Source organism: Streptomyces sp. NPDC017979 (genome assembly GCF_044328175.1).
Taxonomy (GTDB): Bacteria; Actinomycetota; Actinomycetes; order Streptomycetales; family Streptomycetaceae; genus Streptomyces.
Genome location: NZ_JBIRGU010000001.1, coordinates 402817 through 423168, shown reverse-complemented (window position 1 = coordinate 423168; position 20352 = coordinate 402817). Strand labels below are relative to the sequence as shown.

Sequence of the window (20352 nt, the reverse complement as noted above, 5' to 3'; positions counted from 1 at the left end):
TGCACTCCTCCCAGTGGGGCACCTGCCGGCGCGTGGTGATTTCGCTTTCCGCCCGTCCTGGAGCGCCATCCTCCGGGCGCACCTGAAGGAGTTCGAGACCGCCAAGGAGGGGCGCGTGTTCGGCAACGAGCGCGGGGGAGTGGTCGGCTCGTCCACGTACTGGCGGGTGTGGGAGGAAGCGCGGGCGTACGCGCTGCCGCCGGAGCGCGTCGACTCCCCACTGGCCGGGCGCCCGTACGACCTGCGACACGCGTGCATCACCCGGTGGTTGACCCCGCGGGTGGGCAACTCCCCGGAGGTGATCCACCGTCGGTACCACGGGTGCATCGACGGCCACGAGGAGGCGGCCAACGTGAAGATCGCCAAGGCGCTGGAGGAGGAGGGAGGTGTGTCGCGAACGCTGGGAGGCAACGAGAAAAAGCGGGAGTCAGTGAGACTGACTCCCGCTCTCTCATGTCGGCATCCGCACTGGTCAGAGCGTGATTCTTGCTGGCTGACTGGCGAGTGCCCCCGGCAGGATTCGAACCTGCGCACACGGCTCCGGAGGCCGTTGCTCTATCCCCTGAGCTACGGGGGCGCACCGTCCGCCGCGGTGTCCCCGTCGGCGTGACGGGTAGAACACTACCAGCTCCGGAAGGGTGGCCGTGAACAGGTATTTCGTGGTCGGGCGTGGGGCGGGAGAGTGGTTTCGGGTCCCCCGGAGGGGGTGGAAGTGGGGAAAACCCGGACGCAGCCGCGCCGGCCGACCTACTCTCAAGTTGTGTCAGGTGCGTCCGGGCGGGTGCTCGTTGTCGATGACAATCGAGTCATTCGGCAGTTGATCAGGGTCAACCTTGAGCTTGAGGGCTTCGAGGTGGTGACCGCGGCCGATGGTGCCGAGTGCCTGGAGGTCGTGCGGGAGGTGCGGCCGGACGTCGTCACGCTCGACGTGGTGATGCCGCGGCTCGACGGGCTCCGGACCGCCGCGCGGCTGCGGGAGGACCCCGGGACCAGTCATCTGCCCGTGGCGATCATCAGCGCGTGCACGCAGTACGAGGTGGAGAGCGGGCTCGCCGCCGGGGTGGACGCGTTCCTGGCGAAGCCCTTCGAGCCGGCCGACCTGGTGCGGCTCGTGCGGCAGTTGATGCTGCGGGAGGGGCCGCCCGCCGTGGACGGTAGGCGCGGGGCCGGGCGGGCCGGGAGCGCGCGGGGCTGACCGCATCGCGAAACGGGTTCGCTATCGGCCCCACCTCCTCGCCTACGCTTGTCCCGTGACCCCCGCAGAGCTCTCCCGCACCGTGCTGCACGCCGTGCGCCGCGCCGTCGAGGACGGTGTGCTACGGGTGCCCGTGCCGCAGGCGGTGCAGGTGGAGCGGCCCCGGCCCGGCGGGTGCGGGGACTACGCCACCAACGTCGCGCTGCGGCTCGCGGGAGCGGCCGGGCAGCCGCCCGCCGCCGTCGCGCGGACGCTGCGGGAGCGCATCGCACGGGAGCCGGGCGTCGCCGGGGTCGAGATCACCGGGCCCGGATTCCTGAACATCACGCTCGACGGGGGAGCGGACCGCCGGCGCGCGGACGTCGACGACGCCGTCGAGCAGGTGCGGGCGCACGCCGCGCACGCGCACGCCGCCGGGATCGACCGCGGCGACCGGGCGGCCGTCTGGCACGACGCGGTCGCGCTGTTGCGCCGTACCCAAGGGCTCGGCCCCGCCGCGCCCGTCGAGGTGCGCAACCACCCCGACACCACCGACGCCCTCGGGACCGACGCCACCCGATGGGCCTTCCTCTCCACGGCCGCGCACGACCTGCCGCGCCCCGGGGAGCACCTGCTGCGCCAGCATGAGAGCAACCCCCTCTTCACCGTGCGGTACGCACACGCCCGCGCCCGGGCCCTGCTCCGCAACGCCGCCGACCTGGGGTTCGACCCCGGTACGGAAGACGCAGCCGGGTACGACGACGAACTGGAACGGCTCGTCGTCGACCAGCCGGGCGTCGTCGCGTCCGCCGCCCGGCTGCGCGCGCCCGACCGGCTCGCCCGGCACCTCGTGTCCACCGCCGACGCGCTGCTCGTCAGCCAGCACTCCGTGCTGCCCCGGGGCGGGGAGAAACCCACGGCCGCCCACCGCTCCCGGCTCGCGCTCGCCGAAGCCGCCGGGACGGTGCTCGCCGGTGGCCTGACCCTGCTCGGCATCAGCGCACCCGACCACCTGTGAGAGAGACACGACGATGAGCCGCTCCGCCCACCCCGCCGGGCCCCGTCACGCCGACGTCCTGCCCGAAGGCCACTACAGCGCGCCGCCCGCCGACCTGAACCACCTCGACCCCAAGGTCTGGTCCCGCACGGTCACCCGCTCCGCCGACGGCGTCGCCACCGTCGGCGGGATCGAGGTGACGCGGCTCGCCGAGGAGTTCGGCACCCCCGCGTACGTCCTCGACGAGGAGGACTTCCGCACCCGCTGCCGCGCCTGGGCCGAGGCGTTCGGCAAGGACGCGGACGTCTTCTACGCGGGCAAGGCGTTCCTCAGCAAGGCCGTCGTGCGCTGGCTGCACGAGGAGGGGCTGAACCTCGACGTCTGCTCCGGCGGCGAACTGCGCACCGCGCTCGACGCCGGAATGCCCGGCGAGCGGATCGCCTTCCACGGCAACAACAAGTCCGCCCGGGAGATCGAGCAGGCGATGGACGCCGGCGTCGGACGCATCGTGCTCGACTCCTTCCAGGAGATCGCGCAGGTCGCGCATGCCGCACAGCGCCGGGGCGTGCGCCAGCGGGTGCTGATCCGGGTCACCGTCGGCGTGGAGGCGCACACCCACGAGTTCATCGCCACCGCCCACGAGGACCAGAAGTTCGGCATCCCGCTCGCCGGCGGACAGGCCGCGGAGGCCGTGCGCCGGGCGCTCGCCCTCGACGACATCGAGCTGCTCGGCATCCACTCCCACATCGGCTCGCAGATCTTCGACACCTCCGGCTTCGAGGTCGCCGCCCACCGCGTCGTCGGACTGCTCAAGCGGGTCCGCGACGAGCACGGCGTCGAACTGCCCGAGATCGACCTCGGGGGCGGGCTCGGCATCGCGTACACCGCCGACGACGACCCCCGCGAGCCGCGCCACATCGCCAAGGCGCTCCACGAGATCGTCACCCGTGAGTGTGACGCCGCCGGGCTGCGCACCCCGCGGATCTCCGTCGAGCCGGGCCGCGCCATCGTCGGGCCCACCGCCTTCACCCTGTACGAGGTGGGCACCATCAAGCCGCTGGAGGGCCTGCGGACGTACGTCAGCGTCGACGGCGGCATGTCGGACAACATCCGCACCGCGCTGTACGACGCCGAGTACAGCGTCGCGCTCGTCTCCCGCACCTCCACCGCGGCGCCGGTGCTCAGCCGGGTCGTCGGCAAGCACTGCGAGAGCGGTGACATCGTGGTGAAGGACGCGTTCCTGCCGGCCGACCTGGCGCCCGGCGACCTGATCGCGGTGCCGGCGACGGGCGCGTACTGTCGCTCGATGGCCAGCAACTACAACCACGCCCTGCGGCCCCCGGTCGTGGCGGTGCGCGACGGTGCGGCGCGGGTGGTCGTCCGGCGCGAGACGGAGGAAGATCTCCTGCGTCTGGACGTCGGCTAGGTGAGATAGACGTCTCGGATGCCGGACCGAGGATAGAAAATGCTGTCCGGTGAGTGAGACTGGTCCAACCGTAGAAGTGATGAGAAACGAGGTCGGATGATGCGTACGCGTCCGCTGAAGGTGGCGCTGCTGGGCTGTGGAGTCGTCGGCTCAGAGGTGGCGCGCATCATGACGACGCACGCCGACGACCTCGCGGCCAGGATCGGCGCCCCCGTGGAGCTCGCGGGGGTCGCCGTGCGACGGCCCTCCAAGGTCCGCGAGGGCATCGACCCGGCCCTCGTCACCACCGACGCCACCGCCCTGGTCAAACGGGGCGACATCGACGTCGTCATCGAGGTCATCGGCGGCATCGAGCCCGCCCGCACCCTGATCACCACCGCGTTCGAGCACGGCGCGTCCGTCGTCTCCGCGAACAAGGCCCTGCTCGCCGAGGACGGCGCGACCCTGTACGCCGCCGCCGAGCAGCACGGCCGCGACCTCTACTTCGAAGCCGCCGTCGCCGGTGCGATCCCGCTGATCAGGCCGCTGCGCGAGTCGCTCGCCGGTGACAAGGTCAATCGCGTCCTCGGCATCGTCAACGGCACGACGAACTTCATCCTCGACAAGATGGAGCGCTCCGGCGCCGGCTACTCGGAGGCGCTGGACGAGGCCACCGCCCTCGGATACGCGGAGGCCGACCCGACCGCCGACGTCGAGGGCTTCGACGCCGCCGCCAAGGCCGCCATCCTCACCGGCATCGCCTTCCACACCCGGGTCCGCCTCGACGACGTGCACCGCGAGGGGCTGACCGAGGTCACCGCCGCCGACATGGCCTCCGCCAAGCGCATGGGCTGCACGGTCAAGCTGCTCGCCATCTGCGAGCGCGCCGCCGACGGGCAGTCCGTCACCGCGCGCGTCCACCCCGCGATGATCCCGCTCAGCCACCCCCTCGCCTCCGTCCGCGAGGCGTACAACGCGGTCTTCGTGGAGTCGGAGGCCGCCGGTCAGTTGATGTTCTACGGCCCCGGCGCCGGCGGCGCGCCCACCGCGTCCGCCGTCCTCGGCGACCTGGTCGCGGTCTGCCGCAACAAGCTCGCCGGGGCCACCGGCCCGGGGGAGTCCGCGTACACCCAACTGCCCGTGAGCCCGATGGGCGAGGTGGTGACGCGGTACCACATCAGCCTCGACGTGGCCGACAAGCCGGGCGTCCTCGCCCAGGTCGCGACGGTCTTCGCCGAGCACGGGGTGTCCATCGACACCGTCCGCCAGCAGGGCCGTCCAGACGGCGACGGCGAGGCGTCCCTCGTCGTCGTCACCCACCGCGCGCCCGACGCGGCCCTCTCGGGCACCGTCGAAGCGCTGCGCAAGCTCGACACCGTGCGCGGTGTCGCCAGCATCATGCGTGTTGAAGGGGAGTAACCAGCAATGACCCACCAGTGGCGCGGCATCATCGAGGAGTACCGGGACCGGCTTCCGGTGACCGACACGACCCCGGTCGTCACGCTCCGGGAGGGTGGTACGCCGCTCGTACCCGCGCAGGTGCTCTCCGAGCGCACGGGCTGCGAGGTGCACCTCAAGGTCGAGGGCGCCAACCCCACCGGCTCCTTCAAGGACCGCGGGATGACGATGGCGATCACCCGCGCCAAGGAGGAGGGCGCCAAGGCCGTCATCTGCGCCTCCACCGGCAACACCTCGGCCTCGGCCGCGGCCTACGCCGTGCGCGCCGGAATGGTCTGCGCCGTCCTGGTGCCCCGCGGCAAGATCGCCCTGGGCAAGATGGGGCAGGCCCTCGTCTACGGCTCGAAGATCCTCCAGGTCGACGGCAACTTCGACGACTGCCTGGACCTGGCCAGGAACCTGTCCGAGAACTACCCGGTGGCGCTGGTCAACTCCGTCAACCCGTACCGGATCGAGGGCCAGAAGACGGCGTCCTTCGAGATCGTCGACGCGCTCGGCGACGCCCCCGACATCCACGTGCTGCCGGTCGGCAACGCCGGCAACATCACCGCGTACTGGAAGGGGTACCGGGAGTACGCCGCCGACGGGCCGGCCACCCGCACCCCCCGCATGTGGGGCTTCCAGGCGTCCGGCTCCGCGCCGATCGTCCGCGGCGAGGTCGTCAAGGACCCCTCGACCATCGCCACCGCGATCCGGATCGGCAACCCGGCCTCCTGGCAGCAGGCGCTCGCCGCCCGCGACGAGTCCGGCGGCTTCATCGACGAGGTGACGGACCGTGAGATCCTGCGCGCCTACCGCCTCTTGGCCTCGCAGGAGGGCGTCTTCGTGGAGCCCGCGTCCGCCGCGTCGGTCGCCGGCCTCCTCAAGGCCGCCGAAGCCGGCAAGGTCGACCCCGGGCAGCGGATCGTCTGCACCGTCACCGGCAACGGCCTGAAGGACCCGGACTGGGCCGTCGCGGGAGCGCCGCAGCCGGTCACCGTCCCCGTCGACGCACCGACGGCCGCGGAGCACCTCGGGCTGGCCTGAGGCACTGCGGGAGCGCCCGCGCGCCGGCGCCGGCCAGCGCGCCCCGGCGCGGCGTACCCGCTGGCCACGGCCGCGCGGGCGGTCGAACCGGGGCAATACCCCGGCGGGATGCGTCCCAAGCCGGGGATCAGCGGACATCGGGGCACAGGAGGCTCGCGACACGCATCGTGCGCCTCCTGTGCGCCCTATGTCGCGGCTGAACCTTCCTTCGATAGGCTGTACCGAACCCACCCACCGCATATGTCTGTGCAGCGGTGCAGTTGCGGTGTCGTCGCCGTCTTCGGCCCCCGGGCGCTTGGTCCCCGATGCCGCACACCGCCACGCACCAGCAGCAGGCAGCAGTCAGCACACGTCAGTTGAGAACCAAGGAGTGTCATCGAGCGATGGCCGGTCCAGCGTTCCGCGCCGCCGCCGTCCGGGTGCGCGTGCCCGCCACCAGCGCCAACCTCGGCCCCGGCTTCGACGCCTTCGGGCTGTCCCTGGGGCTGTACGACGACGTCGTCGTACGGGTCGCGGACTCCGGTCTGCACATCGACATCGCGGGTGAGGGCGCGTCGACGCTGCCCCGCGACGAGAGCCATCTGCTCGTACGCTCCCTGCGCACGGCCTTCGACCTGCTCGGCGGGCAGCCGCGCGGCCTTGAGGTGGTCTGCGCCAACCGCATTCCGCACGGGCGGGGCCTCGGCTCGTCGTCCGCGGCGATCTGCGCCGGGATCGTCGCCGCCCGGGCCGTGACGATAGGGGGCGACGCCCGCCTCGACGAGACCGCGCTGCTGGAGCTCGCGACCGAGATCGAGGGTCACCCGGACAACGTCGCGGCCTGTCTGTACGGCGGCTTCACGCTCGCCTGGAGCGAGGGCGGGGCCGCGCGGGCCATCAGGATGGACCCGGCCGATTCCGTCGTTCCGGTGGTTTTCGTGCCCGCTAAACCGGTGCTCACGGAGACGGCCCGGGGACTGCTGCCGCGCACCGTCCCCCATGTGGACGCCGCTGCGAACGCCGGTCGGGCGGCCCTCCTGGTCGAGGCGCTGACCAGGCGTCCCGAGCTGTTGCTGCCCGCCACGGAGGACCGGCTCCACCAGGAGTACCGCGCCCCGGCGATGCCGCAGAGCGTGGACCTTGTCAACCGACTGCGTGCGGACGGCGTCCCTGCAGTCATCTCCGGTGCGGGCCCCACGGTGCTCGCGCTGGCCGAGCACGGCGTCGCCGACAAGGTCGCACGGCTCGCGGGCGAGGGCTGGGCCGCGAACCGGCTCGCCTTCGACACCGCGGGGGCGAGCGTGCTGCCGATGGTGTCGCCGGGCGCCGCGCCGTCGGCCACGGAGTCGGGGGACGGGGGATCTTCGCAGGTGGGAGGGGCCGGTGAGGGGACGGGTGACTCCCTTCCCGGGTGAGCCCGCGGGAAGTGGAACACCGGGTGGGACGGACCGCCACGTCCCGCCGCAGCACACGGCGAATCGCACGGTGAATCGCAAGAACACGAGATTGCCGGTGAGGGAGAGGGGGAATGTTTGTTGGAGCCGGTAGTGTTAACCTCAAGTCTGCAACCGAAGCCATTGTGGCTCGGAGCTTCGCGTCCCGAATCGGGACCACCAATTCTTCCGGGAGCCTCCCCTACTGCCTGAGCAGCCTGCCTGAGCAGTAGCGAGCACGCTCCGGAACCGGCACGACACCTCCCGCTCCGCCGAGGAGTGGGCCGAGCAGGGGGACCTCGGGCCGGATTGCATGTTTCTGCCTCTCCGCCGTACTCAGACCCGGCGGGGACCACCGCCCCGACACGGTCCCGGAAGTGGACCGCAGTCGGACAGCACAACCGGTCGCCGAGCCAGATGGCCGACGTCCGCTCCAGGGAAGGACCCTTCGTGAGCGACACCACCGATCTGATGGGCGTGACTGCCGACGCGAACGTCGACACCACCACGCCCGCCGCAGGTGCTGCCTCCGGCACCACCTCCCGGCGCCGCCGTACCGGCACCGGCCTTGAGGGCATGGTCCTGGCGGAGCTGCAGCAGGTCGCGTCCGGCCTCGGAATCAGGGGCACCGCGCGCATGCGCAAGAGCCAGCTGATCGAGGTCATCAAGGAGGCGCAGGCCGGCGGCGGAGCCACTGCGGCCAAGAAGACCGCCGAGCCGGAGGCGAAGGGCGCCGAGGCCAAGCCGAAGCGCCGCACCACCTCCAAGGCGCGCACGGGCGAGGCGGCTGCCGCCGCCGACGGCGCGTCCACCGCCGAGAAGTCCGCGGGCCAGCAGCAGATCGACATCCCCGGCCAGCCGGCCAGCGACGACCAGCCGGCCGGCGAGCGCCGTCGGCGCCGCGCGACCGCTCCGGCGGGCAGCCCCGAGGGCGAGGCCGCCGAGTCCGGTGCCGCCAAGGAGAGCGCCGCGGCCAAGGAGGCCAAGGCGGAGCCGCAGGCGGACGCCAAGGCCGAGGCCGCCGTGGGCGCCTCCGCGCCGCAGGAGGCCGAGGGCCGCAAGGAGCGCGGCGAGCGCGGTCAGCGCGGTGACCGCCGCGAGCGCCAGCGCGACCGTGACCGTGACCGCGGTCGTGGCAAGGGCGACGACCAGCAGGGCGGCGGCCAGCGCCAGCAGCAGGGCGGTCAGCGTCAGCAGCAAGGCAGCCAGCAGGACGACTTCGACGAGGACGGCGGCGGTCGCCGTGGTCGGCGCGGGCGCTACCGCGACCGGCGCGGACGCCGCGGCCGCGAGGACTTCGCCGGCGAGCCGCAGGTCTCCGACGACGACGTCCTGATCCCCGTCGCGGGCATCCTCGACATCCTCGACAACTACGCGTTCATCCGCACCTCCGGCTACCTGCCGGGCCCGAACGACGTGTACGTCTCCCTCGCCCAGGTCCGCAAGAACGGCCTGCGCAAGGGCGACCACGTCACCGGTGCGGTCCGCCAGCCGAAGGAGGGCGAGCGCCGCGAGAAGTTCAACGCGCTGGTCCGACTGGACTCCGTCAACGGCATGGCGCCCGAATCGGGCCGCGGGCGGCCGGAGTTCAACAAGCTCACCCCGCTGTACCCGCAGGACCGGCTCCGGTTGGAGACCGACCCGGGCGTGCTGACCACCCGGATCATCGACCTCGTGTCGCCGATCGGCAAGGGCCAGCGCGGTCTGATCGTGGCCCCGCCGAAGACCGGCAAGACCATGATCCTCCAGGCGATCGCCAACGCGATCACGGTCAACAGCCCCGAGTGCCACCTGATGGTCGTCCTCGTCGACGAGCGTCCGGAAGAGGTCACCGACATGCAGCGGTCGGTCAAGGGCGAGGTCATCTCCTCGACCTTCGACCGCCCGGCCGAGGACCACACCACCGTCGCCGAGCTGGCCATCGAGCGCGCCAAGCGCCTCGTCGAGCTGGGTCACGACGTGGTCGTCCTGCTGGACTCCATCACCCGCCTGGGCCGTGCGTACAACCTCGCGGCCCCCGCCTCCGGACGCATCCTGTCCGGTGGTGTCGACTCGACCGCGCTCTACCCGCCGAAGCGGTTCTTCGGTGCGGCGCGCAACATCGAGGACGGCGGCTCGCTGACCATCCTGGCCACCGCGCTGGTCGACACCGGCTCGCGGATGGACGAGGTGATCTTCGAGGAGTTCAAGGGCACCGGCAACATGGAGCTCAAGCTCGATCGGAAGCTCTCCGACAAGCGCATCTTCCCCGCGGTGGACGTCGACGCGTCCAGCACCCGCAAGGAGGAGATCCTGCTCGGCAGCGAGGAGCTGGGCATCGTCTGGAAGCTGCGTCGGGTGCTGCACGCCCTCGACCAGCAGCAGGCGATCGAGCTGCTGCTCGACAAGATGAAGCAGACGAAGTCGAACGCGGAGTTCCTGCTCCAGATCCAGAAGACGACCCCGTCCGTCGGCAACGGCGACTGACGCGTCGAGCTTCGGCCAGGCCCCGTCACCCCCGTGGTGGCGGGGCCTGTCGCATGCGTACGGCGAAGATCCGGTGACCCTCCCCACAAGGGGCGGCGACCGTTTTCTCACCCTGCTCTCACACCCGCGTGCAACCCTTCCGAGGACGTCGACGTCCTAGCCAAGGCGGAACAAAAATCCACAGGCGCGACAGAACGCCACAGAAGCCGCATGAGTCGCGGGGCCCACACGGACCGTGGTCGCGACGGAAGAGCCGGGAGACACCATGGCCGAGCACAGCACCGGCGGGGGCCGAATAGGCAGCGGGGACGCGGGCCGCGGCGGCCGTCACAAGCAGCGCTCCCGCCGTCGTACGGCCGTCGCCGTCGCCGCCTGGTCCGCGGCCGCCCTGGTGCTCATCGGCGGCGGCGGCCTCGGCATCGCCTACGCCAAGCTCGACGGCAACCTCAAGGGCGTCGACATCAACGCCCAACTCGACAACAAGGACCGCCCCGCCGACGTCGACACCGGCTCGATGGACATCCTCGTCCTCGGCTCCGACACCCGCTCCGGCGCGAACGCCGAGTACGGCCGGGACGAGGGCGCGGGACGGTCGGACACCGCGATGGTCGTCCACGTCTACCCGGGCCACAAGGAGGCCAGCGTGGTCTCCATACCCCGCGACACCCTCGTCTCCCGGCCCAGTTGCACCGGCCCCGAAGGCCAACGCATATCCGCCGAACGCGACGTCATGTTCAACACGGCCTACGAAGTCGGCGGCCCGGCCTGCGCGGTCAAGACCGTGGAGCGGATGTCCGGCATCCGCATGGACCACTACATCGAGGTCGACTTCACCGGCTTCAAGAAGCTCGTCGACGCCCTCGGCGGCGTCGAACTCACCACCACCAAGCCCATCAAGGACGCCGACAGCCACCTCGACCTCCCGCCGGGCACCCACAACCTGGACGGCGAGCAGGCGCTCGGCCTGGTCCGCACCCGCAAGAGCGTCGGCGACGGCAGCGACCTGGGGCGCATCCAGCTCCAGCAGGCGTTCATGAAGGCGTTCATCGCCCAGGTGAAGGACGTCGGCCTGCTGACGAACCCGACGAAGCTCCTCGACGTCGCCGACACCGCCACCAAGGCCATCACCCCCGACTCCCAGCTCGCCTCCGTGCCGAAGCTCGTCGGCTTCGCCCGCTCCCTCAGCGGCATCGGCCCCGACGACGTCCACATGGTCACCCTGCCCGTCGCCTACGACCCGGCGAACCCGAACCGCGTCGTCCCCATCGACAGCGCCGCCCGGCAGGTCTGGAGCGCCCTCAGGACGGACCGGCCGATCCCGGCCGAGGCGCTCAAGGACTCCGCGGCCGACAAGACCGACGCCGGCTCCGTCATCCGCAGCACCCCCTCCGCCGACACCGGTGCGGGCGCCGGCACACAGCGTTAGCGCCCGCGCACGCAAGGCCGCGGCGCGCGCGGGGGAATAGTTCCGTTCCGCCCCCGGTTTTGGGAGATACGGCCGGTCCTGGCAGACTGGTACGTCGGCCCCGGTTCACGTTCGAGCAATCCGCCCGTGCGACCCGGCGCCCTCCCGAAACTAGGAGACACCTTGAAGCGCGACATCCACCCCGAGTACGTCGAGACGCAGGTCAGCTGCACCTGTGGCGCGTCGTTCACCACCCGCAGCACGATCCAGGCCGGCACCATCCGCGCCGAGGTCTGCTCCGCGTGCCACCCGTTCTACACGGGCAAGCAGAAGATCCTCGACACCGGTGGCCGCGTGGCCCGCTTCGAGGCCCGCTTCGGCAAGGCCGCCGGCTCCGCCAAGAAGTAGCGAGCCGATTGCGCCGGTCATCGGCCGCCCCTTCGCCGGGCGGCCGGGACCGGCGCTTTGACGTCCCGCACGAGGACGCCACCCCCCCTTCGCCGGCGGCGCAGCAGCGCAGCAGCACCCCACAGAGAACCCAGGAGCCACGATGTTCGAGGCGGTCGAAGAAATCGTCGCCGAGCACGCCGATCTCGAAAAGCAGCTCGCCGACCCCGCCGTGCACGCCGACCAGGCGAACGCACGCAAGCTGAACAAGCGGTACGCCGAGCTGACCCCGATCGTCGCCGCCTACCGCTCCTGGAAGCAGACCGGCGAGGACATCGAGACCGCCCGCGAATTCGCCGCCGCCGACCCGGACTTCGCCGCCGAGGTGAAGGAACTGGAGCAGCAGCGCGAGGAGCTCACGGAGAAGCTGCGGCTGCTGCTGGTGCCCCGCGACCCCAGCGACGACAAGGACGTCATCCTGGAGGTCAAGGCCGGCGCCGGCGGCGACGAGTCCGCCCTCTTCGCCGGTGACCTGCTGCGGATGTACCTGCGCTACGCGGAGCGCGCCGGCTGGAAGACCGAGATCATCGACGCCACCGAGTCCGAGCTGGGCGGCTACAAGGACGTCCAGGTCGCCGTGAAGACCAAGGGCGGCCAGGGAGCCACCGAGCCCGGTCAGGGCGTGTGGGCCCGACTGAAGTACGAAGGCGGGGTGCACCGCGTCCAGCGCGTGCCCGCGACCGAGTCCCAAGGCCGCATCCACACCTCCGCCGCCGGTGTCCTCGTGACCCCGGAGGCCGAGGAGATCGACGTCGAGATCAACCCGAACGACCTTCGGATCGACGTCTACCGCTCGTCCGGCCCCGGCGGCCAGTCGGTCAACACCACCGACTCCGCCGTGCGCATCACCCACCTCCCGACCGGGGTGGTCGCCTCCTGCCAGAACGAGAAGAGCCAGCTCCAGAACAAGGAGCAGGCGTTGCGCATCCTGCGGTCCAGGCTGCTCGCCGCCGCCCAGGAGGAGGCCGAGAGCAAGGCCGCGGACCAGCGCCGCAGCCAGGTCCGCACCGTGGACCGCTCCGAGAAGATCCGTACGTACAACTTCCCGGAGAACCGCATCTCGGACCACCGCGTCGGATTCAAGGCGTACAACCTCGACCAGGTCCTCGACGGGGACCTGGACGCCGTGATCCAGGCGTGCGTGGACGCCGACTCCGCCGCCAAGCTCGCCGCCGCGCAGTGACCGCGCTGCGGTCACGGCAGTAAGACACGTCCGTACGAAACGGGTGGAGGACGACCAGTGAACCTGCTGCTTGCCGAGGTGGCCCAGGCCACCCAGCGGCTGGCCGACGCCGGCGTGCCCTCGCCGCGCTTCGACGCGGAGGAGCTGGCCGCCTTCGTGCACGGAGTGAAGCGGGGTGAGCTGCACACGGTCAAGGACGCGGACTTCGACGCCCGCTACTGGGAGGCCGTGGCCCGCCGCGAGGCCCGCGAACCGCTCCAACACATCACCGGCCGCGCCTTCTTCCGCTATCTGGAACTCCAGGTCGGCCCGGGCGTCTTCGTGCCCCGCCCCGAGACCGAATCGGTCGTCGGCTGGGCCATAGACGCCGTCCGCGCCATGGACGTCGTCGAACCGCTCATCGTCGACCTGTGCACCGGTTCCGGGGCGATCGCCCTGGCCATGGCCCAGGAAGTGCCGCGCTCGCGCGTGCACGCCGTCGAACTCTCCGACTCGGCGCTGACCTGGGCCCGCAAGAACGCCGAGGGCTCCCGCGTCAACCTCCACCAGGGCAACGCGCTCAGCGCCCTGCCCGAGCTGGACGGCCAGGTCGACCTGGTCATCTCCAACCCGCCGTACATCCCGCTCACCGAGTGGGAGTACGTGGCCCCCGAGGCCCGCGACCACGACCCGGAGATGGCCCTCTTCTCCGGCGAGGACGGCCTCGACACCATCCGCGGCATCGAGCGCACCGCCCACCGGCTGCTGCGCCCCGGCGGCCTCGTCGTCATCGAGCACGCGGACACCCAGGGCGGACAGGTGCCCTGGATCTTCGCCGAGGAGTCCGGGTGGACCGACGCCGCGGACCATCCGGACCTGAACAAGCGCCCGCGGTTCGCCACCGCCCGCAAGGCGACGCCGTGACGACGACCCCGTACGGCTCCCACGCCCCGCGGGCGTGGGGGCACCCCCATGAGGAGGCTCCCTGATGGCTCGGCGATACGACTGCAACGACGCGACCGACCGCACGACCGGGCTGCGTGAGGCGTCGTCCGCCGTCCGCCGCGGCGAGTTGGTCGTCCTGCCCACGGACACCGTCTACGGGCTGGGCGCGGACGCCTTCAGCTCCGAGGCGGTCGCCGACCTGCTGACCGCCAAGGGCCGGGGCCGCAACATGCCCACCCCCGTCCTCATCGGCTCCCCGAACACCCTCCACGGCCTGGTCACCGACTTCTCCGAAGCGGCGTGGGAACTGGTCGACGCCTTCTGGCCGGGCGCCCTGACGCTGGTCGCCCGCCACCAGCCGTCCCTCCAGTGGGACCTCGGCGACACCCGCGGCACGGTCGCCGTCCGCATGCCGCTGCACCCCGTCGCCATCGAACTGCTCACCGAGGTGGGCCCGATGGCGGTCTCCTCCGCGAACCTGACGGGGTATCCCGCGCCGGAGGACTGCGACGCCGCACAGAACATGCTCGGCGACGCCGTCTCCGTCTACCTCGACGGCGGGCCCACCCCCGGCATCGTGCCGTCCTCCATCGTCGACGTCACGGGCGAGGTGCCCGTACTGCTGCGCGTCGGCGCGTTGGACGCGGAGGAGCTGCGCAAGGTCGTACCCGACCTCGAGGTGGCGCATTGATCGCCCCTGACGTGGGGCGTGGCATAGGTACGGACGACTGCTTCCGGATACTCCACGTCAGCACCGGCAACGTCTGCCGCTCGCCGATCACCGAGCGGCTGACCCGGCACGCCCTCAGCGACCGGCTGGGCGATCTGATGGCGAGCGGCCTGATCGTGGAGAGCGCCGGGACCTGGGGGCACGAGGGCGCCCCCATGGAGGCCAACGCGGAGACCGTCCTCGCGGACTTCGGCGCGGACGCGAGCGGGTTCGTGGGCCGGGAACTGCTCGACGAGCACGTCATCCGGGCTGACCTGGTGCTCACCGCGACGCGGGACCACCGCGCCCAGGTCATCTCGATGGGCCACTCGGCGGGGTTGCGGACCTTCACGCTGAAGGAGTTCACCCGACTGGTGCGCGCGATCGACCCGGCGACGCTGCCTGACCCTCGGGACGAGGGCGTGGTGGAGCGGGCGCGGGCGCTGGTGCGGGCGGCGGCGGCGTTGCGGGGGTGGCTCCTGGCGCCGAGCCCCGACGCGGACGAAGTCTTCGATCCGTACGGGGCGCCGATCACGTTCTTCCGCTCGATCGGCGACGAGATCAACCAGGCGCTCGACCCCGTCGTCACCGCGCTCACGGGCATCCCGACCCACCACTGACCCCCCCTGCGCTGCGTACCGCCTGTAGCGCAGGCAACCCAGGGGCGCGCTGTGCACCGCCTGTAGCGCAGGCAACCTAGAGGCGTGGTGGTACCCCCAGCGCCCCTGGGTTGCCCCTGGTCGAGGTGGCAGCAGGGGGGCGGGCTCTGGTTGCTCGTGGCCGAGGGCGCAGCCAGGTGGCGGCAGCCGAGGGCGGGCGGGTTTCGCCCGGCGGGCGCGGAGCGCAGGCGCGGCCTAGATTGGTGGCGGACAGACCCGCGAGGCCCGGAGCACACCATGGCCGTCCGCACCACAAGTGCGCACCGCACTGAAGCCGCAGCCCCACTCGACGCGCTCGCGCGCCAGGACCCCGAAATCGCCGACGTGATCGCCGCGGAGGCGGCCCGCCAGGCCGACAGCCTCCAGCTCATCGCCGCGGAGAACTTCACCTCGCCCGCGGTCCTCGCCGCCCTCGGCTCGCCGCTGGCGAACAAGTACGCCGAGGGCTATCCGGGCGCCCGCCACCACGCCGGCTGCGAGCTGGTCGACGTGGCCGAGCGGATCGCGATCGACCGGGCCAGGGCCCTGTTCGGCGCCGAGCACGCCAACGTGCAGCCCCACTCCGGCTCCGCCGCGGTCCTCGCGGCCTACGCGGCGCTGCTGCGGCCGGGGGACACCGTCCTCGCGATGGGCCTGCCGTACGGCGGGCACCTCACGCACGGCTCGCCCGCGAACTTCTCCGGCCGCTGGTTCGACTTCGTCGGGTACGGCGTGGACCGGGAGAGCGGGCTGATCGACTACGACGACGTGCGGCACCTCGCCCACGAGGTGCGCCCGAAGGCGATCGTCTGCGGGTCGATCTGCTATCCGCGCCACCTCGACTACGCGCGGTTCCGGGAGATCGCGGACGAGGTGGGCGCGTACCTGATCGCGGACGCGGCCCATCCGATGGGGCTGATCGCCGGGGGCGCGGCGCCGAGCCCGGTGCCGTACGCCGACGTGGTCTGCGCGACGACGCACAAGGTGCTGCGGGGGCCGCGCGGCGGGTTGCTGCTGTGCGGCGAGGAGCTCGCGGACCGGATCGACCGGGCGGTGTTCCCGTTCACCCAGGGCGGCGCCCAGATGCACACCATCGCGGCGAAGGCGGTGGCGTTCCGCGAGGCGTCGACGCCCGAGTTCGCGGCCTACGCCCACCAGGTCGTGGCGAACGCGCGGATCCTGGCCGCCGGCCTCGAAACCGAGGGCTGCACGGTGCTCACGGGCGGCACGGACACCCATCTCATCGGTGCCGACCCCACGGCCCTCGGCGTCGACGGGAGGACGGCACGCGGCCGTCTGGCGGCTGCCGGGCTGGTGCTGGACACCTGCGCCCTGCCGTACGGAACGGCGCGCGGCGTCCGGCTGGGGACGGCCGCGGTGACCACCCAGGGCATGGGGGAGGCGGAGATGGCGCGGATCGCGGTGATCTTCGCGGCGGCGCTGTACGCGGAGGGCGAGGAGGTGGGGACCTTGCGTGCAGAGGCCGCGGAGTTGGTGGGGAGATTTCCCCCGTATCCGGGCCAGTAGCGGCCGAGTGCAACCATCGACGGCGTCCGGCAGTCCTCAACCACGTGACCACCCCGGCTAAGGTGTGGGGCTGAGATGGCCAGCGATTTCTGTGGGGCAGCCCGTGCGTGATTATCTGCTGACGCTCTGTGTCACGGCCGCGGTGACCTATCTGCTGACCGGTCCGGTGCGGAAGTTCGCCATTGCGACCGGCGCGATGCCGGAGATCCGTGCGCGCGACGTCCACCGAGAACCGACACCGCGGCTCGGTGGCATCGCCATGTTCTTCGGGCTGTGCGCGGGGCTGCTGGTCGCCGACCACCTGCAGAACCTCGGCAGCGTCTTCGAGCTGTCGAACGAGCCGCGCGCGCTGCTCTCCGGCGCCGCCCTGATCTGGCTGATCGGCGTCCTCGACGACAAGTTCGAGATCGACGCGCTGATCAAGCTCGGCGGGCAGATGATCGCCGCGGGCGTCATGGTCATGCAGGGCCTGACGATCCTGTGGATCCCGGTGCCCGGCGTCGGCACGGTCTCGCTGACGTCCTGGCAGGGCACGCTGCTGACGGTCGCGCTGGTGGTGATCACCATCAACGCGGTGAACTTCGTCGACGGGCTCGACGGGCTCGCCGCCGGCATGGTCTGCATCGCCGCCGCCGCGTTCTTCCTGTACTCGTACCGGCTCTGGTTCGGGAACATGATCGAGGCCGCAGCCCCGGCGACGCTGTTCACGGCCATCTTGATGGGCATGTGCCTGGGCTTCCTGCCGCACAACATGCACCCGGCGCGGATCTTCATGGGCGACTCCGGGTCGATGCTGATCGGCCTGGTGCTGGCCGCGTCCGCGATCTCGGTCACCGGTCAGGTGGACCCCGACACCCTGCGGATCTTCGTCTACGACGGCAGCACCCGCTCCACCACCCACGCGATGCTGCCGGTCTTCATCCCGCTGCTGCTGCCGCTGACGATCATCGCGATCCCGCTCGCCGACCTGGTGCTGGCGATCGTGCGGCGCACCTGGAAGGGGCAGTCGCCGTTCGCGGCCGACCGCGGCCACCTGCACCACCGGCTGCTGGAGATCGGGCACTCGCACAGCCGCGCGGTGCTGATCATGTACTTCTGGTCGGCGCTGTTCGCCTTCGGCGTCGTCGGCTACTCGGTCCACTCGACGTCGCTGTGGATCGTGATGGTGATCGTCGGGCTGAGCACGGTGGGGCTGGTGCTCCTGCTGCTGCCGCGGTTCACCCCGCGGGCGCCGCGGTGGGCGGAGCGGTTCGTGCCGCCGCGCTACCGGCGCCGCAAGGCGCGGCTGGCGCAGCAGGAGGCCGAGCCGGAGCCCGCCCACGCGTACGCCGGCGCGGGAGCCGACGGCGGCGAAGAGGAGGCCGACGGCGTTGCCGGGGCGCACGAGGAGCGGGTGCCGGTGACGGCCGGTGTCAACGGGGCGACCGCGCTCGGCGCCCGTTCGCGGGCGGCCGAGCGGAGGAAGGCCGGCACGCACGGGTGACTTTTCCCACCCGCACCGCCCAATAGCAGACATGTCGCCCCGTGAACGGGCTTGGGTGCTGCACACACGGGCAAGTTCGCCCTCATGTGTGAGAGTCGGCACACAGCCGGGTAAAGACCTTCCCAAATAGCTTGTGATACGATTCACGAGAACCGGCGACAGTGCCGAAAGACCGTAGTGCGACGGTCTGTTGGCCCCCGAGGACCCAACTCGGACCCGGCTTACGCTCGTCCATGACGACACCACTGCCACCACCAGCAAGCGGAGATGCCGCCATGCCGTCCACCGACGCACGCACGCTTTTGCACACCGCCGTACCCACGGCCGCGGTCGGCGCGATCGCCACCGCGATCAGCGCCGGTGTCGCGGGCGGCAAGGGAGCCCTCGGCTCAGCGGTCGCCACCTTGGTCGTCCTGCTCTTCATGGGCGCCGGCCTGGTGGTGCTCCAGCGCACTGCCAAGCAGTATCCGCACCTCTTCCAGGCGATGGGCCTGCTGCTGTACACCACGCAGTTGCTGCTGCTCTTCGTCTTCCTGATGGTGTTCAAGAACACCACCCTCTTCGATCCCCAGGTCTTCGCCGTGACCCTGGTCGTGGTGACCCTCGTCTGGGTCGCGGCGCAGGCCCGCGCGTACATGAAGGCCAAGATCCTCTACGTCGAGCCCGAGGAAACCGCCGGTTCGGGTGCCCGCGGGCCCCAGAAGTCGGAGCCCGCGGCGTGAAGAGTAGGGGCGGGATAAATGGCCTTTCGCGTTCCTGCTATCGTCCGGTGCCAACTGCGGCACTGCGGGCGCGGGCATCTGAGCTGAGGCCCGCTCATCCGCGAGGCTCATGGCCCGCCCGCCGCCCCACCATTCGTTACACCAGTCCCGTGCCGAACCGCGGCTGCGCGCCGCGCCGACACAACGAGGTTGCCGTACCTATGCGCCACGCTGAAGGAGTCCGCGGTGAGTGCTGACCCCCAGATGCTCGCCTTCGAGGCGGACTGTCAACTCTTCACCGGGTGTGGATTCAACGCCCCTGGGCTCCACACCTTCATGTACGAGCCTCTCTTCACGGTCGGCGGGTTCGAGTTCAACAAGCCCATGCTGCTCGCGTTCGTGAGCACGCTGATCGTCGTCGGCTTCTTCTGGGCGGCCTTCAACAAGCCGAAGCTCGTGCCCGGCAAGATCCAGATGATCGGCGAGGCGGGGTACGACTTCGTTCGCCGGGGCGTCGTCTACGAGATCATCGGCAAGAAGGACGGCGAGAAGTACGTCCCGCTGATGGTGTCGCTGTTCTTCTTCATCTGGATCATGAACCTGTGGTCGATCATTCCGGTCGCCCAGTTCCCGGTCACCTCGCTCATCGCCTACCCGGTGGTGCTCGCCCTCATCGTCTACTTCCTGTGGGTCGGACTGACCTTCAAGAAGCACGGCTTCGTCGGTGGCTGGAAGAACATCACCGGCTACAACAAGGAACTCGGCCCGATCCTTCCGCTGATCGTGGTTCTGGAGTTCCTCTCGAACCTGATCATCCGGCCGTTCACCCACGCCGTCCGGCTCTTCGCGAACATGTTCGCCGGTCACCTGCTGATCGTGATGTTCACCGTCGCCACCTGGTACCTGATGAACGGCATCGGCATCGTCTACGCCGGCACCTCGTTCATCCTCACCATGACGATGATCGTGTTCGAGCTGTTCATCCAGGCCGTCCAGGCGTACGTCTTCGTCCTCCTGGCCGCCAACTACATCCAGGGCGCGCTCTCCGAGCACCACTGAGCCCTGCCCTGCTGCGAAGCGCACCACCCCAACCCAGCTGTCCGGTGGCCAACCCCCACCGGGTCCTTGAAAGAGAAGGAAGAACCGGCATGTCCCAGACCCTCGCCGCTCTCACCGGAAACGTTGCCGCCATCGGTTACGGTCTCGCCGCGATCGGCCCCGGCGTCGGCGTCGGCATCATCTTCGGTAACGGCACCCAGGCCCTGGCCCGTCAGCCCGAGGCTGCCGGCCTGATCCGCACCAACCAGATCATGGGTTTCGCCTTCTGTGAGGCGCTCGCCCTCATCGGCATCGTCATGGGCTTCGTCTACCCGTCGTAAGGCAGAGCGTCAGCCCAT

18 protein-coding genes, 1 tRNA gene and 1 pseudogene are annotated in these 20352 nt (G+C 71.0%); 19 read left to right on the top strand and 1 reads right to left on the bottom strand.

What is annotated here, in order from left to right; translation table 11 throughout:
- Positions 1–52 precede the first annotated feature (52 nt).
- Positions 53–379: pseudogene (locus ACH4E8_RS01820) on the top strand (site-specific integrase); the annotation flags it as partial.
- A gap of 126 nt (positions 380–505) precedes the next feature.
- Here the strand turns inward: ACH4E8_RS01820 and ACH4E8_RS01815 are convergent.
- A tRNA-Arg gene (locus ACH4E8_RS01815) sits at positions 506–577 on the bottom strand.
- Between the two features lie 135 nt (positions 578–712).
- Between ACH4E8_RS01815 and ACH4E8_RS01810 the strand changes: the two genes are divergently transcribed.
- From ACH4E8_RS01810 to atpE, 18 genes are all read left to right on the top strand, one after another.
- A complete protein-coding gene (locus tag ACH4E8_RS01810) occupies positions 713–1195 on the top strand; it encodes a response regulator (protein ID WP_398443351.1) in 483 nt (160 codons plus the stop codon).
- A gap of 55 nt (positions 1196–1250) precedes the next feature.
- Positions 1251–2192, top strand: a complete 942-nt coding sequence (gene nrtL / locus ACH4E8_RS01805) for an ArgS-related anticodon-binding protein NrtL (RefSeq protein WP_398443349.1) — start codon at positions 1251–1253, stop codon at positions 2190–2192.
- Between the two features lie 13 nt (positions 2193–2205).
- Positions 2206–3597, top strand: coding sequence for a diaminopimelate decarboxylase (gene lysA / locus ACH4E8_RS01800; protein WP_398443347.1), 1392 nt, complete (start codon positions 2206–2208; stop codon positions 3595–3597).
- Positions 3598–3696: 99 nt separating this feature from the next.
- A complete protein-coding gene (locus ACH4E8_RS01795) occupies positions 3697–4995 on the top strand; it encodes a homoserine dehydrogenase (protein WP_398444678.1) in 1299 nt (432 codons plus the stop codon).
- Between the two features lie 6 nt (positions 4996–5001).
- A complete protein-coding gene (gene thrC / locus ACH4E8_RS01790; protein ID WP_361537224.1) occupies positions 5002–6060 on the top strand; it encodes a threonine synthase in 1059 nt (352 codons plus the stop codon).
- 383 nt (positions 6061–6443) lie between these two features.
- Positions 6444–7454, top strand: a complete 1011-nt coding sequence (thrB, locus tag ACH4E8_RS01785; RefSeq protein WP_398443345.1) for a homoserine kinase — start codon at positions 6444–6446, stop codon at positions 7452–7454.
- Positions 7455–7922: 468 nt separating this feature from the next.
- Positions 7923–9938: a transcription termination factor Rho gene (gene rho / locus ACH4E8_RS01780; protein WP_398443343.1), complete on the top strand. Its 2016-nt coding sequence runs from the start codon at positions 7923–7925 to the stop codon at positions 9936–9938.
- A 265-nt stretch (positions 9939–10203) separates the two neighbouring features.
- Positions 10204–11364, top strand: coding sequence for an LCP family protein (locus ACH4E8_RS01775; RefSeq protein ID WP_398443341.1), 1161 nt, complete (start codon positions 10204–10206; stop codon positions 11362–11364).
- A gap of 162 nt (positions 11365–11526) precedes the next feature.
- On the top strand, positions 11527–11751 hold the full coding sequence (gene rpmE / locus ACH4E8_RS01770; protein ID WP_398443339.1) for a 50S ribosomal protein L31: 225 nt from the start codon (positions 11527–11529) through the stop codon (positions 11749–11751).
- A 142-nt stretch (positions 11752–11893) separates the two neighbouring features.
- Entirely contained in the window at positions 11894–12973 is a 1080-nt protein-coding gene (gene prfA / locus ACH4E8_RS01765; protein ID WP_398443337.1) for a peptide chain release factor 1, read from the top strand.
- 57 nt (positions 12974–13030) lie between these two features.
- Positions 13031–13876 carry a peptide chain release factor N(5)-glutamine methyltransferase gene (gene prmC, locus ACH4E8_RS01760; protein ID WP_398443335.1) on the top strand — a complete coding sequence of 282 codons (846 nt, stop codon included), beginning with the start codon at positions 13031–13033 and terminating at the stop codon, positions 13874–13876.
- Between the two features lie 64 nt (positions 13877–13940).
- The gene (locus ACH4E8_RS01755) at positions 13941–14588 is read left to right on the top strand and encodes an L-threonylcarbamoyladenylate synthase (protein WP_398443333.1); all 648 of its coding nucleotides are present in this window, start codon (positions 13941–13943) and stop codon (positions 14586–14588) included.
- Positions 14585–15226: a protein-tyrosine-phosphatase gene (locus ACH4E8_RS01750; protein WP_398443331.1), complete on the top strand. Its 642-nt coding sequence runs from the start codon at positions 14585–14587 to the stop codon at positions 15224–15226. The genes ACH4E8_RS01755 and ACH4E8_RS01750 overlap by 4 nt, the downstream gene beginning before the upstream one ends.
- Before the next feature lie 276 nt (positions 15227–15502).
- Positions 15503–16771 (top strand): serine hydroxymethyltransferase, encoded by a 1269-nt coding sequence (gene glyA / locus ACH4E8_RS01745; protein ID WP_398443329.1) that lies wholly within the window; start codon positions 15503–15505, stop codon positions 16769–16771.
- Positions 16772–16862: 91 nt separating this feature from the next.
- Positions 16863–18254 carry an MraY family glycosyltransferase gene (locus ACH4E8_RS01740; protein WP_398443327.1) on the top strand — a complete coding sequence of 464 codons (1392 nt, stop codon included), beginning with the start codon at positions 16863–16865 and terminating at the stop codon, positions 18252–18254.
- Between the two features lie 275 nt (positions 18255–18529).
- Positions 18530–18976 carry a hypothetical protein gene (locus tag ACH4E8_RS01735; RefSeq protein WP_398443325.1) on the top strand — a complete coding sequence of 149 codons (447 nt, stop codon included), beginning with the start codon at positions 18530–18532 and terminating at the stop codon, positions 18974–18976.
- A 225-nt stretch (positions 18977–19201) separates the two neighbouring features.
- Positions 19202–20014, top strand: coding sequence for a F0F1 ATP synthase subunit A (gene atpB / locus ACH4E8_RS01730; RefSeq protein WP_361537212.1), 813 nt, complete (start codon positions 19202–19204; stop codon positions 20012–20014).
- 89 nt (positions 20015–20103) lie between these two features.
- Complete coding sequence (gene atpE, locus ACH4E8_RS01725; RefSeq protein WP_358827635.1) at positions 20104–20334, top strand: ATP synthase F0 subunit C; 231 nt, start codon at positions 20104–20106, stop codon at positions 20332–20334.
- Positions 20335–20352 lie beyond the last annotated feature (18 nt).

Excerpts from the sequence above, each read along its gene's own strand:
- prfA (WP_398443337.1), top strand. The coding sequence starts at position 11,894 with ATGTTCGAGGCGGTCGAAGAAATCGTCGCCGAGCACGCCGATCTCGAA.
- ACH4E8_RS01775 (WP_398443341.1), top strand. The coding sequence starts at position 10,204 with ATGGCCGAGCACAGCACCGGCGGGGGCCGAATAGGCAGCGGGGACGCG.
- thrB (WP_398443345.1), top strand. The coding sequence starts at position 6,444 with ATGGCCGGTCCAGCGTTCCGCGCCGCCGCCGTCCGGGTGCGCGTGCCC.
- ACH4E8_RS01795 (WP_398444678.1), top strand. The coding sequence starts at position 3,697 with ATGCGTACGCGTCCGCTGAAGGTGGCGCTGCTGGGCTGTGGAGTCGTC.
- glyA (WP_398443329.1), top strand. The coding sequence starts at position 15,503 with ATGGCCGTCCGCACCACAAGTGCGCACCGCACTGAAGCCGCAGCCCCA.
- atpE (WP_358827635.1), top strand. The coding sequence starts at position 20,104 with ATGTCCCAGACCCTCGCCGCTCTCACCGGAAACGTTGCCGCCATCGGT.
- thrC (WP_361537224.1), top strand. The coding sequence starts at position 5,002 with ATGACCCACCAGTGGCGCGGCATCATCGAGGAGTACCGGGACCGGCTT.
- lysA (WP_398443347.1), top strand. The coding sequence starts at position 2,206 with ATGAGCCGCTCCGCCCACCCCGCCGGGCCCCGTCACGCCGACGTCCTG.
- ACH4E8_RS01755 (WP_398443333.1), top strand. The coding sequence starts at position 13,941 with ATGGCTCGGCGATACGACTGCAACGACGCGACCGACCGCACGACCGGG.
- ACH4E8_RS01735 (WP_398443325.1), top strand. The coding sequence starts at position 18,530 with ATGCCGTCCACCGACGCACGCACGCTTTTGCACACCGCCGTACCCACG.